This window comes from Rhizobium sp. 2YAF20, from assembly GCF_052114685.1.
In the GTDB taxonomy this organism is placed as follows: domain Bacteria; phylum Pseudomonadota; class Alphaproteobacteria; order Rhizobiales; family Rhizobiaceae; genus Rhizobium.
On the sequence record NZ_JBFRFF010000001.1, the window covers coordinates 1 to 16874 of the forward strand.

The following is a 16874-nucleotide window of genomic DNA, read 5'->3' on the forward strand; positions in this document are numbered from 1 at the left end:
GTGATCCCTGAACGTTTGACCCGTTCGCCGGTTGAGCTTTCCGATGGCACAAGACCCAAATACGCCATCAACTGACGAGGATTATCAAAACGCCTGACATCGCCGATCTCGACCACGAAGGTGACCGCTGTCATGAACGCAACGCCGCGCATCGCTTGATAGGCGGCCACAACCGGGGCCATCGACCAGGATGCCGCGGTCTCCCCCACCAGCTTGGTCAGCCTGTCCAGACGCACGCCGCCATCCTCGATGGCCTGGCAATATTCCGCCAACAGGATTTGGTGGGCGGGATGATCGAATGCCTGGCATGCCAGCCATCTTGTATGGGCGCGCGTCCATGGCGCGCGGCCGGTCCGGTTCCGGTTCCTTCAGTCCGCCTTGCTGCGGCGGGCCGGGAAGAGGATGATGTCGCGGATCGATGGGGCGTTGGTCAAAAGCATGATCAGGCGATCGACGCCGATGCCGAGGCCGCCGGCGGGAGGCATGCCCTGGTCGATGGCGTCGAGAAATTCCTCATCAAGCTGCTTGGCAGTTTCGCCGCGGGCGTGGGCCTGTTCCAGCTGTTCGACCATGCGCTTGCGCTGCTCTTCCGGGTCGTTGAGTTCCGAGAAGGCGTTGCCGAGTTCCCAGGCGTTGCAATAGGTCTCGAACCGCTCGACGAGGCGAGGTTCGCCCGGCACTTCCTTGGCAAACGGCGAGATGTCCTTGGGGAAGTGCGTCACATGCGAAGGCTGGATCAGCGTGGCTTCGACCTTCTCCTCGAAGATGTGAGCCAGGCATTCGCCCCAGGTGGCATCCTTTTCGACTTCGAAGCCGGCCGCCTTGGCTGCAGCACGGGCCTCCTCGTCGGTCTTCATCGCCAGAAAGTCGATACCGGTGACTTCCTTGACGGCGTCAGGCATCGGCACGCGCTTGAACGGACCCTTGAATGACATTTGCTTGTCGCCGAAGGCGAATTCGGTGCTGCCGTGGATGGTCATCGCCAGCTCGCTGAACATCCGCTCGACGAGGTCCATGATGTCCTCATAGTCGGCATAGGCCCAGTAGCATTCCATCATCGTGAATTCGGGGTTGTGCCGGGTGGAGACGCCTTCGTTGCGGAAGTTGCGGTTGATCTCGAAGACCTTGTCGGTCAGCCCCGATACCAGCGTGCGCTTCAGGAACAGCTCCGGCGCGATGCGCAGGTACATGTCGAGCTTCAGCGTGTTGTGGTGGGTCTTGAAGGGCTCGGCAGTGGCGCCGCCATAGACCGAATGCAGCATCGGCGTCTCGACTTCCATGAAACCGTCATTTTCCATGAAGCGACGGATGCCGGAGACGATCTTGCTACGCTGTCGGAAGCGAAGCTTGGATTCCTCGTTGCTGAGGATATCCAGATGGCGCTTGCGGTAGCGCAGCTCGATGTCGGCAAGGCCGTGATACTTCTCCGGCATCGGCAGAAGCGACTTCGTCAGCATGGTGATCTCGCGGGCATTGATCGTCAGCTCGCCACGCTTGGTGCGACGGACGACGCCGGTGACGCCGATGATATCGCCGATATCGATCATCGGCAGCAGCGCGCGCGCAGCCTCAGGGGTCATGTCCTTGTGGCTGAAGATCTGGATCTTGCCTGAGGCATCATGGATATCCATGAACATGCCGGAATTGCGCGAGGAGAAGACGCGCCCGGCAACCGTCACGATATCGCTGGTCTCGACTTCGGGCTCAAGGCCGACATATTTTTCCGCCAGCTCGGCATTGGTCATCGTCCGGTGGAAATGCGCCGGATAGACATCTCCGATCTGCTCGCGCAGGATTGCGAGCTTCTGGCGACGAACCTCGGTCGCGTCGGAGGAGAGGGCGGCGATTTCGGTCTTCTCGGTCATGTTCTTGGCGTCCGGTTCAGTTCTTCGGGCCGACGAGCGTTGCAACGGTCTGGGCGGCAAGTTTCAGGCGCTGGCGCACGACCGCGCGGCCAAGGATCGCCATGCTGTCGAACAGCGGCAGCGAGCGCGACGAGCCGGACACCGCAACAAAGAGCGGGGCGACGACCACCTTCAGCTTCTTGCCCATGCGATCGGCAATGGCGCGCAGCTCGGCTTCGATCGAGGCGACGTCCCATTCGAGGATCTTTTCGAGATCCGGCTGGACCGTATTGAGGATTTCCAGCAGCTCTTCAGGTGTGGACTTGATCTTGGCGAAGGCCGAGGGGTCGAGGTGGAGATCGGATTTGAGCAGAAAGCCCATCAGCTCGGGCAGTTCGCCGAGCTTGGAGATGCGCGACTGCGAGAGCTTCAAGCCTTCGCGAAGGCGATCGTTCTCCATCGCCCACTGCAGGACGCGATGCTGGAAGTCCTCTTCGGACAGCTTTTCGCGCAACCAGCGGCCATTGACCCAATCGAGCTTCTGGATATCAAAGATGGCACCGGCCTTCGACAGGTTTTCCGGATCGAACCGCGTGGCCAGTTCGTCAATGGCCAGTATCTCTTCGCCCTCGGCAATCTGGATGAAAAACAGGCCGAGGAAATTCATCAGCGCTTCCGGCAGGTAGCCGAGCGCCGAATAGTAGGAGATCGATGTCGGGTTCTTGCGCTTGGAAAGCTTCGACTTGTCGGCGTTGCGCATCAGCGACAGATGCATGAATACCGGAGGCTCGAGGCCGAGATACTGATATATCAGAATATGCTTCGGCACAGAGGCCAGCCATTCTTCGCCGCGTGCCACATGCGTGATCTTCATCAGGTGGTCATCGACCACATTTGCCATGTGATAGGTCGGCATGCCGTCGGCCTTGAGCAACACCTGCATGTCGACCGCATCCCACGGGATTTCGACTGGGCCGTATACGCCGTCGACGAACTTGCACGAACCCTCGGTCGGGATTTTCATCCTGACGACGTTCGGCTCGCCGGCCGCGATGCGGGTGGTGACTTCCTCGGCTAAGAGGTTGAGGCAACGGCCATCATATTTCGGCTGCTTGCCGGCAGCGCGCTGCGCAGCGCGCATCTCTTCGAGGCGCTCGGGCGTGCAGAAGCAATGGAAGCCATGGCCGTTGGCGACGATCTTGTCGACGAACGGCTTGTAGAGATCCTTGCGGTCGCTCTGTCGATAGGGGCCGTAAGGGCCGCCGACATCAGGGCCTTCCGACCATTTCAGGCCGCACCACTTCAGCGCATCCAGCACTTTCTGTTCGAATTCAGGGGTCGAGCGCGTCGCATCCGTGTCTTCGATGCGCAGGATGAATTCGCCGCCATGTTTCTTGGCGAAGAGATAGTTGAACAGCGCGACATAGGCTGTGCCGACATGGGGCTCGCCGGTCGGGGAGGGTGCGATGCGGACGCGAACGCCTGTTGTGGTCATGATATCTGTCCGTGATTACGTGCGGGAGATCCTTGGCGGGGCGCAGGGCCGGGCCGCAAGGATCGGAGCTCCTTGGATCGGCAAATCGCCTGAAAATGGCGCTGTCGGCGCTGCAGTTCCGGCAATTGTCCGTTTGGCTGGCCTTAGGCCATATTCAACCGGGAACGTCAAGGAAAACCGCGAGGCCAAGGCTGCCTGCCTCGGCCCCGAATGCGGTTTCAATGCAGCTTATTTCGCACTGCGATCCTCTCGCGCCTGTTGCGCGCGACCATGTTGAGAAATTCCACCAGCGCAGAGAATGCCATGGCCGCGTAGATGTAGCCCTTGGGAACGTGGAAGCCCATGCCATCTGCAATCAGCGTTGTGCCGATCATCAGGAGGAAGGCGAGCGCCAGCATGATGATCGTCGGGTTCTTCTCGATGAAGTTGGCAAGCGGCGTGGCGGCCACCAGCATGACGGTGACCGCAGCGATGACGGCAACGAACATGATCGGCAGATGCGGCGTCATACCGACGGCGGTGATGATGCTGTCCACCGAGAAGACGAGATCGAGCAGCAGGATCTGCCCGATGGCCGCAGCGAACCCATTGGTCGTGGATTTGGCGATGAAATCAGCGTCCTGATCGGCAGGGTCGACGTGGTGATGGATTTCCTTCGTCGCTTTCCAGACCAGGAAAAGGCCGCCGGCAATCAGGATGATGTCTTTCCACGAGAAGCCTTCGCCGAACAATTCGAACAGCGGCTCGGTCAAGCGGACGATCCAGGCGACGGTGCCCAGAAGGGCAAGGCGCATGACCAGCGCTAGACCGATGCCCAGCTTGCGGGCCTTTTCGCGGTTTTCAGGCGGAAGCTTGTTCGTCAGGATCGAGATGAAGATAAGATTGTCGATGCCGAGCACGACTTCCATCACGACGAGCGTGATGAGCGCCACCCAGGCGCCCGGGTCCTGCATCAGCGACAAAATATCCTGCATCGATCGTATCCCCCACCTGAACGCCCCGGCTGAATGCCGACCGCCAATGTAGGGACTGTAATTTTATCGACAAGCAGGTTGCATGCAATTTTGCAATTTACGGGGGAGGATGTCCGCCTCAAGCCAGCTTTTTCTGCGGCGCGCCATAGGCGGCCATGAAGACCCTGATGGCGCCGCGGATCGTATAGTCTATGTCCTCCAGCGGAGGAGCAGCTTCCATGTCGCCGAAAAGCCGAAGCTTGAAGAAGCTGCTGCTCGACAGGTCAAGGAAGTGGCGGGCGGCCATGTCGAGATCGTCGATTTCAAGAGTGCCTTCGGCGACTTGGCGCGCCAGAAATTCCCTGAGCACCGTGCGGACATTTTCCGGCCCGGAGAAAAACCGGCGACAGAGCGAGGGCATTCGGTCGCGGACGCCGATGACGGTGCGCATGGCGGCGATGACCTTCTCGTCGGTCAAATGGGTGACGAAGACGATGCCGAAATGATAGAGGCTGTCGCGGAGATTGTCATGTTCGGCAAGTGCCGAGCGGATCATCGCGACAAATCTGTCGCGCTGGTCTTCCATCATCGCCGTGAACAAATCTTCCTTGTTGGCGAAATAGACGTATAGCGTTCCCTTGGAGACCCCGGCCTCGCGCGTTACGTCGTTCATGCTTGCGGCATCGAAGCCCATTTTCATGAAAACAGATCTGGCGCCGTTGAGGATCTGCTGCCGTTTTGCCGGGTCTTCGCCCGCAGCCCAGCGCCCGCCTGCGGAAGGCAGATTGTCTTCCGCTACGCTCACAACTTTTTCTTCCATTTTTTCCTGGGCCGTCATCAGTTTTTCGAATAATCTTTAACCAAATCGAACCGATTGGTTCGCTATGACTTGATATGAAGTGAAAAACGCTCTAAGTCAACTGAACCGAACCGTTCGGTTCGACTATTTTATCGCAAACGTCTTGGTGCTAGCTCTATGTCGTCCATTCAGAAGAACAATGTCGCACGCATTGTCAACGACCCTGCCGATGCTGAAAATGCCGAGGCTGATGCCGTCGCTTCGGTCGATGCCCCTGTTGCGGACGCGCGCGGCAACCCGGCGCCTGTCGCTCCGACATCGGCACCGGCCGCGGCACCCGCCGCTCCGCCCAAGGCAGAGAAGAAGCGTCGCAGCATTGTCTTCCCGATCATCCTTGCGGTCGCGTTATTCGGCGCCGGGTGGTACGGCTATAACTGGTGGACGAACGGTCGCTTCATGGTGTCCACGGATGACGCATATATCGGCGGCGACATCGCCATCATCCAGCCGAAGGTCACCGGCTATGTCGCCAAGGTGAACGTCGTTGCCAACCAGCAGGTCAAGGCCGGCGACGTTCTGGCCACCCTCGACGACGGCGACTACCAGAACGCACTGGCCCAGGCTCAGACCCAGATCGTAACCGAGCAGCTTTCCCTGCAGCGTATCGACGCGCAGATCGAAGGCGCCAAGGCGAGCCTTGCTCAGGCGCAAGCACAAAAGGTTGCGTTGGAAGCGACTGTTCGCGGCGCGCAGATCAACCAGACCCGCGCCAGCCAGCTGCAGTCGAAAGCCGTCGGTACGGCTGCCAACGTCGACGCCGCCAATATCGCGCTCGACCAGGCAAATGCCAATCTGGTCGGCGGCGACGCCAACATCACGGCTGCCGAAGCCAACATCACCTTGATCCAGGCACAGCGCAAGGAAGCCGAGGGCTCTGTACGCACGCTGGAGATCGCCCGCGACAAAGCGGCCCGCGACCTCAGCTTCACCGTCTTGAAGGCTCCGTTTGACGGTCTCATCGGCAATCGCTCGATCCAGGAAGGCGACCTTGTCTCTCCGGGCCAGCGGCTGATGGCCCTCGTTCCGGTGCGCCAGCTCTATATTGACGCGAACTTCAAGGAAACGCAGATCCAGCATCTCGTTCCAGGCTCGAAGGTCAATGTTCATGTCGATGCCTATGGCGACAATCCGATCGTCGGCACCGTCGAGTCGATTTCACCCGCTTCGGGCTCGGTCTTCTCGCTGTTGCCGCCGGAAAATGCGACGGGCAATTTCACCAAGGTGATCCAGCGCGTTCCGGTACGCATCGCACTTCCGCAGGATGCGCTCGATAGCGGCCGCCTGCGCGCCGGCCTCAGCGTCGTCGTCGATGTCGATACGCGCACAGCGCCGCTAAACAGCACCTCGGCGAGCAAGTAAGTTCGGAGAAGATCCCATGGCGTCCGCCACTGCTGCCATACCTGCAGGATCGGTAGCCGGCCCGGCTGCCCCTGCGTCCGATCGCATGGATACCCGCACGCTGATCGCCTTCTTCGCAATGGTGCTCGGCATGTTCATGTCGATCCTCGACATTCAGGTCGTTTCCGCCTCGCTGGCGGAGATCCAGGCCGGCCTCAGTGCCGGTTCGGACGAGATCGCCTGGGTTCAGACGGCTTACCTGATCGCCGAGGTCATCATGATCCCGCTGTCGGGGACATTGGCGCGGATCATCTCCACACGCTATCTTTTCGCGATTTCGGCCGCCGGCTTTACGCTTGCCAGCGGCCTTTGCGCAACGGCGACGAACATCGACCAGATGATCGTCTACCGCGCCATCCAGGGCTTCATCGGCGGCGGCATGATCCCGTCGGTTTTCGCGGCCGCCTTCACGATCTTCCCGCCGTCGAAGCGCAATATCGTCTCGCCGATCATCGGCCTGATCGCGACGTTGGCGCCGACGATCGGCCCGACGGTCGGCGGCTATCTCAGCCATGCCTTTTCCTGGCACTGGCTTTTCCTCGTCAACATCGTCCCCGGCATCATCGTCACGATCGTCACCTGGAATTTCATCGACTTCGACAAGCCTGAACTGTCTTTGATGAAACGGTTCGACTGGTGGGGTCTATTGGCGATGGCCGTGTTCCTCGGCGCGATGGAATATGTGCTTGAAGAGGGCAACACCAACGACTGGTTCAACGACAGCCGGATCGTGCTTGCCGCAATCGCCTCCGCGATCGGCGCGATCATATTCTTTTACCGCGCGTTCACGGTCGAGTTTCCGATCGTCGATCTCAAGGCGTTTGCCAACCGGAATTTCTCGTTCGGCTCGGTGTTCTCCTTTGTCATGGGTATCGGCCTCTACGGGCTCACCTATATATATCCGCTCTATCTCGGTCGCATCCGCGGTTACGATTCGCTGATGATCGGCGAGACGATGTTCGTCTCGGGTCTTGCGATGTTCTTCACTGCACCTGTCGCCGGTTTCCTGTCCGGCAAGCTCGACCTCCGCCTCTTGATGGCGATCGGCTTCGTCTGCTTTGCCAGCGGCACGTGGATCATGACCAATATCACGATCGACTGGGATTTCTGGGAATTGCTGATCCCGCAGATCCTTCGCGGCGTCGGGTTGATGCTGTGCATGGTGCCGATCAACAACATCGCGCTCGGGACGATGCCGCCAGCGCGCATGCGTGGTGCATCCGGGCTCTTCAACCTGACGCGAAATCTTGGCGGCGCCGTTGGTCTTGCCATCATCAACACGGTGCTGACCACTCGGCAGGACCTGCACTACATGCGGATGCGCGAAGGCGTGCATTGGGGTAATCCCCTGGCCGTCGATCAGCTGAACAACATGGCCGGCAATTACACTGCGCACGGGATGGATGGTTCGACGGTCGCGATCAAGGCGCTCGTCAATATTACGACGCGACAGGCGATGGTGCTGTCGTTCAGCGACATCTTCATGATGCTCACCGTGCTGTTCCTGGCGATGATCCTCGGCGTCATGATGATCAGCAAGCCGAAACCGCCACCGGCGGGCGCCGGCGGCGGCGGGCATTAAATTCCCCCAGACTCTATCGTTTTCAAGGGGCTGCTCACATGGAGCAGCCCTTTGTCATTTCATCGGCTGCTTCAAAAGCAGGGCTGCAACGAGTTTTTGATTTACGTACGTCAAAATGTGGACTAATGGTCTCTCAGGAGGAGTGATGAGGCCCACCGTTCACGATATTGCCGCTGTCGCGGGCGTCAGCCTCGCGACCGTCGACCGAGTGCTGAACCAGCGACCGGGCGTGCGCGGCGTGACCCGCCAGCGCGTCGAGGAGGCGATCCGCGAGATCGGCTACATCAGGGATGTGGCCGCCGCCAATCTCGCCAAGGGCCGGCTTTATCCGCTGGTCTTCATTCTGCCGGCAAGCGACAATTCCTTCATGCACGGCCTCCATGCCGAAGTGCGGCAGGCGATCGGTCGTGCGAGTTCCGAGCGTACGGATATTCGCATCATCGAGGTACCGGCCTTCGTGCCTTCCGCGCTTGTCGAAGCTCTCGATTCTCTCGGCGACGGGACGGCTTCTGGTGTGGCGCTGGTTGCCATTGACGCGCCGGAGGTAAAACACGCCGTCGATCGCCTCGTCTCGGCCGGCGTGCCGGTCGTGACCCTCGTTTCCGATCTTACTGCATCGTCGCGCCATCACTATGCCGGCGTCGACAACATTGCCGCCGGGCGCACCGCTGCGCGGTTGCTCGGGCGCTTTCTCAGCGGCCAGGAAGGTGACATCGTGACGCTGGCCGGTTCAATGCTGGTGCGCGACCACCGTGAGCGGCTCGAAGGATTTTCGGCTTTGATGTCGGAGGCATTTCCGCAGCTGTCACTGTTGCCGGTGCTTGAAGGGCGCGACGACCCTGAAACGGCAAACAGGCTGATCTCCGGCGCGCTTTCCAACAATCGTCGTATCATCGGCATATACAGTCTCGGCGCGGGCAATCGCGGGCTGATCCGGGCGTTAAAGGCGCAGGGTGCTGCACGCAACCTCACGGTCGTTGCCCACGAGCTGACGGAGCATACCAGGGAAGCGTTGAAGGACGGCGTCATCGATGCCGTTCTCAATCAGGATGCCGGGCATGAGGTGCGCAGCGCCATCCGGGTGTTGAAAGCCCATGCGGACGGCCTTGGCCTGATCGCGGCGCAGGAGCGCATCCGCCTCGACATTTTCTTGAAGGACAATCTGCCCTGAGCGGCAGGATAAAGGGAGTAACACCACATGTATCTGGGTCTTGATCTCGGAACATCAGGCGTCAAAGCCATGTTGATCGACGGTGATCAGAAGATCATCGGGTCGGCCAATGGCGCGCTTGATATTTCGCGCCCGCATCCCGGCTGGTCGGAGCAGGATCCGGCGCACTGGATCCGTGCCACGGAAGACGCAATCGTCGGCCTCAAAGCATCGCATCCCAAAGAGCTTGCCGCGGTTTGCGGCATCGGACTTTCCGGACAGATGCACGGCGCGACGCTGCTTGACGCCGACGACAAAGTCTTGCGCCCGTGCATTCTGTGGAACGACACACGCAGCTATGAGGAAGCAGCAGCCCTCGACGCCGATTCCCGTTTCCGCGCACTCACCGGCAACATCGTCTTTCCGGGCTTTACGGCACCGAAGCTTGTCTGGGTTGCCAAGCATGAGCCGGAGATTTTCGGCAAGGTCCGCTGGGTGCTCCTGCCGAAGGATTATCTGCGCCTTTGGCTCACCGGCGAGCACATGTCGGAAATGTCCGATAGCGCCGGCACCTCCTGGCTTGACACCGGCAAGCGCAAGTGGTCAGCCGAACTGCTTGCAGCGACCGGTCTTAACGAGAAGCAAATGCCGACGCTGGTCGAAGGCACCGCGGTTGCCGGCACGCTTCGCGACGAGCTCAGGTCCAGATGGGGCATTGGCGGCGACGTCGTCGTTGCCGGCGGTGCCGGAGACAATGCGGCGTCTGCCTGCGGCATGGGCACCGTCAGCCACAATGCAGCCTTCGTATCGCTCGGCACATCCGGCGTGCTGTTTGCCGCCAACGGCTCCTATCTGCCAAAGCCCGAAAGCGCAGTGCATGCCTTCTGCCACGCGCTGCCGAATACCTGGCACCAGATGGGCGTTATCCTGTCGGCAACCGATGCGCTGAATTGGCATTCCGAGGTGACGGGCAAGTCGCCCTCGGAGCTGACCGGCGAGCTCGGCGACAGCCTGAAAGCGCCGTCGAGCGTCACCTTCTTGCCTTATCTCTCAGGCGAGCGTACCCCGCACAACGATGCCGCCATCCGCGGCGCCTTCATCGGTCTCGGCCATGAAAGCAGTCGCGTGGTCCTGACGCAGGCCGTGCTCGAAGGGGTGAGTTTTGCTTTTCGCGACAGCCTCGAGGCGCTGCGTTCAGCCGGTACCGAGATCGCCCGGGTCACGGCGATCGGCGGCGGGTCACGCTCGCGCTACTGGCTGGCCTCGATCGCGACGGCGCTCGGTGTTCCGGTCGACCTGCCGGCGGACGGCGATTTCGGTGCCGCCTTCGGTGCTGCCCGTCTCGGGCTGATTGCCGCAACGGGCGCCGATCCGGTCGCCGTCTGCGCGCCACCGAAAATCGCCGGCACCATCGAACCTGTCACAGCACTGATCGGCGCCTACGAAGACGCCTACAAGCGCTATCGCACCCTCTATCCGGCCATCAAGCCGCTGTCGGCGCATTGATCTGATCGCGGAAAGCAAGGGTGAGGGGCAGACCTCACGACAAGAACTCACGGAATGTCTCATCCCAAGGAGGAAATAACATGAACACCGGATTTTTCGGCGATATCCAGAAGATCAAGTATGAGGGGCCGGACAGCACAAACCCGCTGGCCTTCCGCCACTACGACAAGGACGAAGTCGTCGCCGGCAAGAGGATGGAAGAGCATCTGCGCTTTGCCGTCGCCTATTGGCACACGTTCACATGGCCAGGCGGCGATCCCTTCGGCGGCCAGACTTTCCTGCGCCCATGGTTCAACGATACGATGGAGGCAGCAAAGCTGAAGGCCGACGTCGCCTTTGAATTTTTCACTCTGCTCGGCTCGCCCTATTATTGCTTCCACGATGCCGATGTGCGTCCGGAGGGCAAGAATTTTGCCGAGAACACCAAGAACCTCAACGAGATCGTCGACTATTTTGCCAAGAAGCAGGCCGAAACCGGCGTCAAGCTGCTCTGGGGCACGGCGAACCTGTTCTCCAACCGGCGCTTCATGAGCGGTGCTGCCACCAACCCTGATCCCGACGTCTTTGCCTTCTCGGCTGCAACGGTCAAGACCTGCATGGACGCGACGATGAAGCTCGGCGGCGAGAATTACGTCCTGTGGGGTGGCCGCGAAGGCTATGAGACGCTGCTCAACACCGACCTCAAGCGCGAGCTCGACCAGATGGGCCGCTTTCTCAACCTTGTCGTCGAATACAAGCACAAGATCGGCTACAAGGGCACGATCCTGATCGAGCCGAAGCCGCAGGAACCCACCAAGCATCAGTACGACTACGATGTCGCCACCGTCTACGGCTTCCTGAGGAAGAATGGACTGGAGAACGAGGTCAAGGTCAATATCGAGCAGGGGCATGCGATCCTTGCCGGCCACTCCTTCGAGCACGAGCTGGCGCTTGCCAATGCGCTCGGCATCTTCGGTTCGATCGACATGAACCGCAACGACTACCAGTCCGGCTGGGATACCGACCAGTTCCCGAACAACGTTCCGGAAATGGCCTTGGCCTATTACCACGTCCTGTCAGGCGGCGGCTTCAAGACCGGCGGCACCAATTTCGATAGCAAGCTGCGCCGGCAGTCGCTCGATCCGCAAGACCTGCTGATCGGCCACATCGGTGGCATGGATTGCTGCGCCCGGGGCCTCAAGGCAGCGGTCAAGATGGTCGAGGACAAGGCTCTCTCCAAGCCGCTGGCCGATCGTTACGCTGGGTGGGATTCCGCGGAATCACAGAAGCTGCTGCGTGGCGAATATTCACTCGACGACATCGCCAAGTGGGTCGAGACCAAGGATATCAATCCACAGCCGAGGTCCGGAAAGCAGGAGCTGCTGGAAAACATCGTCAACCGCTACGTCTGATACAACAAGCCTTCTCCCCATTCATGTGTGGAGAGGGCACTTTCTTGCTAGTACTTCGCGTGCACCCTTGCCGTGAGTTCGACTGGTTGGGCAGCAATTGGCACCAGACTGTCGAACCACTGGCTATCCGCAATGGCGATCCCAGAAGTGTTGCGTGCGGCTCCCAAATAGCCTTACTCCGGAGCGTAAAAGAAGCAAACTGCCACCTTTCTGATCTCATGAATATTTACAGCACCTTGACCCGTATCCCGGATACACTTATATTGCCCATTGACTGGAGTTTTCGCTATGGCCGTCAAAGAGCGAATTAAAAGATATCGAGAGACTGGAGGAGCAGCCGATCTCGTTCGGGTCGAAGTCCTGGTTCCAAGAGCGCGCCGCGATGAGATTGTAAGTGTCGCGGCAGAGTTCCGCGACAGGCATCGCGCCGAGAAGGTGCGGCTCGCGGAATTCATCAGAATGGCAACCGAGAGATATGGGCTGAGGGTGTTCGACAACATCGATATCGGCAAATTGGATGATTTGCGGCAGAAGGCGCGCATTGTCGCTAACGCTCTCATGGAGCGCGGTGATGCAAGAGCGTATTCGATGGGTCGCAAGATGGTCTCTGAACTTGGAAATGTAATCTAATGGCATTAACGCGTCTTCAGAAAGACATCATGACGTCAATCGCTGGAAACAGGTCTGACACCAGCTATATTGCTGGCGGCCTGGTCTTGAACATGGACTGGCCCCGAATGTCCGACGACATCGATATCTTTCATGATACCGACGAGGAGATCGGATCTGCTGCGGCTGTCGATATCGATAAGTTGAGGGCGGACGGCTTCTTTGTTTCGATTGATGTCAACGTCTATGGCTGCGTTGAAGCCACTATCATTCGCGGTGGGGAAAGTACTCTCGTCCAGTGGATGAGTGAAACTCGAACCCGCTTTTATCCGCTTGTCCGAGATCAAGAATGGGGCGCACGCCTGCATCGAGTGGATCTTGCGGTGAACAAGGTTTTGGCCGCATCGACACGGACGAAGCCACGGGACTTCGTCGATCTGCTGATGATCAACAATCACATGTGTTCGCTAGGCCCATTGATAATGGCCGCAGCAGGCAAGCCGCCCCACTACTCACCACTACGCGCGGTCGACGAAATTCGTCGAAGGGCGCTTTCCGTTCGAAGTGAAGATTACATAACAGTTCGTGGTCTACCTTCCGAATGGAGCGCTGAAATGATCAGAGATGAACTCGTTGCTGCCCTTGATCGAGCGGAAAACTACATCCGCAATGCGCCTCCCGAAGTTGTAGGAGTACTTGCGGTTGATTCAACAGGATCACCGATAGAGGTCGATGACATTGCGACCCAGGGAGTTGAGTATAGGAAAGTGACCTCCGAGCATGAAGTGACACCAGATCTGCCCGAGACAACCAACCACTGGGAAGATGTTGGTTGACCGAACGCGCGTATGGCGACCCTACCAATGTCAACGTCTGAAATCTGGTGGCAGTTACTACCCCAATCTGCTCACTGCCATCATCGTTATTGGAACTATTTGCAGCGCCGGGCCCAGGTCGGGTTGAACAAGGGGGAAGCCCACCATGCCCTCAAGCGAGCTGTCAGTTTCAACCGGCGCGAATCAATGTCGCTCAGCCAATCGGGCACGAAGATCGATCGCTCCAGACGGCCGACTTCTCCAAGAGCAGACAACGGCTTCAGACCGCTGCGAACTTGGACGGCAATAGCTCACGCAGCCTGAAGTTCATTATTCATTCACGTCAACCGCATGATTTTGAGCAGTTCTTCTGACCCATACGAGAGCGTAGTTTTTAAACTGCGCTCTCGTATGGGCGAGTTGACGCCAAGATCATGAACAAGGCCAACTGTTTGTAATCGATAAAATACAGGACTAATCTGCTTTACGTACCTCATATTTTACGCTAGCCTCATTCTCGGAGGAGTAGTGGGGTGGATGCAACGTTTCCGATGGACGCTGGCGTGAGTTTGGCTGCGCTGAATTGGGTGGCTGGCTCCGCATATATCGATGGCGGCCTGGTTGCTGTATCCGCAGGTGGCGGCATATCTCCTCATCTGCCGGGTCCGCTGCGATGAGTATGCCGGTTCCCTCCAGCCCTTCGGATGGCGCGCCTCCGCTTCTTCAGGCGGTTGGCCTTGCGAAGTCCTTTGGCATTGTCGAGGTGCTCCGAGATATCGCGCTCACGGTCAATTCGGGTGAGGTTCACGCCATTATTGGCGAAAACGGTGCCGGCAAATCGACCCTGATGCGGTTGCTGGCCGGCCATTTGCAGCCGACGCGCGGTGAAGTTCGGATCGACGGAGAAGCCATCGTCCTTGATAGTCCTGTCGATGCGGAGAACCGCGGGATCGTGCTGGTCCACCAAGAGATCCTGCTGGCGCCCGACCTGACAGTCGCGCAGAACCTCTATCTCGGTCGCGAGCTGCACAAGGGCGTGATTGTCGACGATCGCGCCATGAATGAAGGCGCTCGTCGCGCCATCCGGGATCTCGGTGCCGATATCGATCCCAACGTGGTGGTGCGGCATCTTTCAATCGCGCAGCGCCAGCTCGTCCAGATCGCACGGGTGCTTCTGGTCCCGCACCGCGTGGTGATCTTCGATGAGCCGACCGCTTCATTGACGCCGACTGAAACCGGCGCGTTGCTGAAGGTCATCAACGACATCCGGGCCCGCGGCACCGGCGTTCTCTATATTTCCCACCGCCTGCCCGAAGTGAAGGAAATTGCCGATCGGGTCACCGTTCTTCGCGACGGACGCCTCGTCGCCACGCATCCGGCAAGCGATCTAGAGGCCGGTGACATGGCGCGGCTGATGGTTGGCCGCGACGTTGCCAAGCTTTATCCGGATCGGCACAACACGGCGGTTCGCGAGACAATTCTCGAGGTTGAGGATTTCTGGGTTCCCGGATATGCGCAGCACGCCTCATTCCAGTTGCGAAAGGGCGAGATCCTCGGATTTGCCGGGCTTGTCGGCGCTGGCCGCACCGAATTGATGGAAGGCATTGTCGGGCTTCGAACAGGGCGCGGAACCATCCGGCTCAAAGGCCAGCCGGCACATTTCGCCCATGTGCAGGCAAGCCTGAAGGCGGGGATCGTCTATCTGAGCGAAGACCGCAAGGGTAAGGGCCTGCTTCTGACCAAGGATTTGCGCGTCAACCTGACACTCGCTTCGCTCGCCAGATTCACACGTTTCTTCCAGATCGACCGATCCAAGGAGCGCGACGCGCTCGACAAGGCGATACGCGAATTCGATATTCGCACCGGTCGAAAGGATCTCTTGGCCGGCCAGCTCTCAGGCGGAAACCAGCAGAAGCTGTTGCTCGCCAAGATGATGATGCTCAATCCAGAGATCGTCATCATCGACGAGCCGACCCGCGGCATCGACATCGGCACCAAGGAACAGATCTACAAGTTCATCGCATCGCTTGCCGAAGAAGGGCGTTCGGTCATCGTCGTCTCGTCGGAAATGCCGGAGCTGATCGGCATTTGTGACCGCATCCTTGTCATGCGCAGCGGGCAGATTGTTGGCGAGGTGGCCGGCGAGCACATGACCGAAAACGAAATCGTTGTCCTGGCGACCGGCGTCAAGTCGGGGGAGGCCGCATAGCGGAGTATCAATGACCAACCTCGCAGTAGACACGACAAAAGCGCAGAGATCCTGGAAGGACATCGATCTTCGAGCAGTCGCACCGTTCGTGGCATTGGCACTGCTTCTGGTGCTTGGATCCTTTGCCAATCCCAATTTCATCAGCATCGACAACCTGCTCAACGTCATCACCCGCAGCGCCTTCATCGCCATCATCGCGATCGGCGCAACCTTCGTCATTTCTGCAGGTGGGCTCGACCTTTCCGTCGGCGCGATGGTTGCCTTCGTCGCCAGCCTGATGATCATGTTCATCAATAGCGGCGTCATCGCCGACCCGACAATGACGCTTGTCGCTGCGATGGTTCTGGCGATCGCGATCGGGGCGGCCTGCGGCCTTGCCAACGGGCTGATCACCACCGTCGGCCGTATTGAGCCGTTTATCGCTACGCTCGGCACCATGGGCATTTTTCGCGGACTGACGACCTGGCTGTCGCAGGGTGGAGCGATAACCCTGCGCAACCCCGATATCATGAAGCTCTACCGGCCGGTCTATTTCGGGTCCGTGCTCGGCGCCCCGGTGCCGATCATCGTCATCTTCGCCATGGCCGCGATTGGCGCTTTCGTTCTCTACCGCACCCGCTACGGCAGGCATGTCGTCGCCGTTGGATCGAATGAGGACGTGGCGCGCTATTCCGGCATCTCGGTCAATCAGGTGCGAACCGTAACCTACGTCATCCAGGGCCTCTGCGTTGCCGTGGCGGTGTTGCTCTATGTCCCGCGTCTCGGCTCGACCTCGGCAACGACGGGCATCCTCTGGGAGTTGCAGGCAATCACCGCGGTCGTCGTCGGCGGCACGGCGCTGCGCGGCGGCGTCGGGCGGGTGTGGGGGACGATCTGCGGCGCTTTCATCCTCGAGATCGTCGGCAATATCATGCTGCTGTCGAACTTCGTCAGCGAATATCTGATCGGTGCCATTCAGGGGGCAATCATCATCATCGCGATGCTGGTGCAGCGCTCGCTGGTGCGCAAGCAGTGAATCGGCCGGGTTGAAAGGGTCGCCCGGTCCCTGACCGAAAAGGCCCTG

General features: G+C 59.5%; 13 protein-coding genes and 1 pseudogene. 9 read left to right on the top strand and 5 right to left on the bottom strand.

Going from position 1 to position 16874, the window contains the following annotated elements; genetic code table 11:
• The 5 genes and pseudogenes from AB4Z52_RS00005 to AB4Z52_RS00025 all read right to left on the bottom strand — a co-directional run.
• Positions 1-350, bottom strand: a pseudogene (locus AB4Z52_RS00005) (transposase); the annotation flags it as partial.
• Positions 351-368: 18 nt separating this feature from the next.
• A complete protein-coding gene (lysS, locus tag AB4Z52_RS00010; RefSeq protein ID WP_442215672.1) occupies positions 369-1865 on the bottom strand; it encodes a lysine--tRNA ligase in 1497 nt (498 codons plus the stop codon).
• A gap of 16 nt (positions 1866-1881) precedes the next feature.
• On the bottom strand, positions 1882-3339 hold the full coding sequence (gltX, locus tag AB4Z52_RS00015; RefSeq protein WP_442215674.1) for a glutamate--tRNA ligase: 1458 nt from the start codon (positions 3337-3339) through the stop codon (positions 1882-1884).
• 218 nt (positions 3340-3557) lie between these two features.
• Positions 3558-4313 carry a TerC family protein gene (locus AB4Z52_RS00020; RefSeq protein ID WP_442215676.1) on the bottom strand — a complete coding sequence of 252 codons (756 nt, stop codon included), beginning with the start codon at positions 4311-4313 and terminating at the stop codon, positions 3558-3560.
• Positions 4314-4431: 118 nt separating this feature from the next.
• Complete coding sequence (locus tag AB4Z52_RS00025) at positions 4432-5112, bottom strand: TetR/AcrR family transcriptional regulator (RefSeq protein ID WP_442216618.1); 681 nt, start codon at positions 5110-5112, stop codon at positions 4432-4434.
• A 156-nt stretch (positions 5113-5268) separates the two neighbouring features.
• Here AB4Z52_RS00025 and AB4Z52_RS00030 point away from each other — a divergent pair, with 156 nt between their 5' ends.
• The 9 genes from AB4Z52_RS00030 to AB4Z52_RS00070 all read left to right on the top strand — a co-directional run bounded on the left by AB4Z52_RS00030 (position 5269) and on the right by AB4Z52_RS00070 (position 16826).
• Positions 5269-6510, top strand: a complete 1242-nt coding sequence (locus AB4Z52_RS00030) for an HlyD family secretion protein (RefSeq protein WP_442215678.1) — start codon at positions 5269-5271, stop codon at positions 6508-6510.
• A 16-nt stretch (positions 6511-6526) separates the two neighbouring features.
• Positions 6527-8131, top strand: a complete 1605-nt coding sequence (locus tag AB4Z52_RS00035) for a DHA2 family efflux MFS transporter permease subunit (RefSeq protein ID WP_442215680.1) — start codon at positions 6527-6529, stop codon at positions 8129-8131.
• 145 nt (positions 8132-8276) lie between these two features.
• Positions 8277-9302: a LacI family DNA-binding transcriptional regulator gene (locus AB4Z52_RS00040; protein ID WP_442215682.1), complete on the top strand. Its 1026-nt coding sequence runs from the start codon at positions 8277-8279 to the stop codon at positions 9300-9302.
• 27 nt (positions 9303-9329) lie between these two features.
• Positions 9330-10787 (top strand): xylulokinase, encoded by a 1458-nt coding sequence (gene xylB / locus AB4Z52_RS00045; RefSeq protein WP_442215684.1) that lies wholly within the window; start codon positions 9330-9332, stop codon positions 10785-10787.
• 80 nt (positions 10788-10867) lie between these two features.
• A complete protein-coding gene (gene xylA / locus AB4Z52_RS00050) occupies positions 10868-12178 on the top strand; it encodes a xylose isomerase (protein ID WP_442215686.1) in 1311 nt (436 codons plus the stop codon).
• A gap of 288 nt (positions 12179-12466) precedes the next feature.
• Complete coding sequence (locus tag AB4Z52_RS00055) at positions 12467-12808, top strand: hypothetical protein (RefSeq protein WP_442215688.1); 342 nt, start codon at positions 12467-12469, stop codon at positions 12806-12808.
• Positions 12808-13623, top strand: a complete 816-nt coding sequence (locus AB4Z52_RS00060) for a hypothetical protein (protein ID WP_442215689.1) — start codon at positions 12808-12810, stop codon at positions 13621-13623. The genes AB4Z52_RS00055 and AB4Z52_RS00060 overlap by 1 nt, the downstream gene beginning before the upstream one ends.
• A 652-nt stretch (positions 13624-14275) precedes the next feature.
• Positions 14276-15811: a sugar ABC transporter ATP-binding protein gene (locus tag AB4Z52_RS00065; RefSeq protein WP_442215691.1), complete on the top strand. Its 1536-nt coding sequence runs from the start codon at positions 14276-14278 to the stop codon at positions 15809-15811.
• 10 nt (positions 15812-15821) lie between these two features.
• Positions 15822-16826 carry an ABC transporter permease gene (locus tag AB4Z52_RS00070; protein WP_442215693.1) on the top strand — a complete coding sequence of 335 codons (1005 nt, stop codon included), beginning with the start codon at positions 15822-15824 and terminating at the stop codon, positions 16824-16826.
• The last annotated feature ends 48 nt before the right edge of the window (positions 16827-16874 follow it).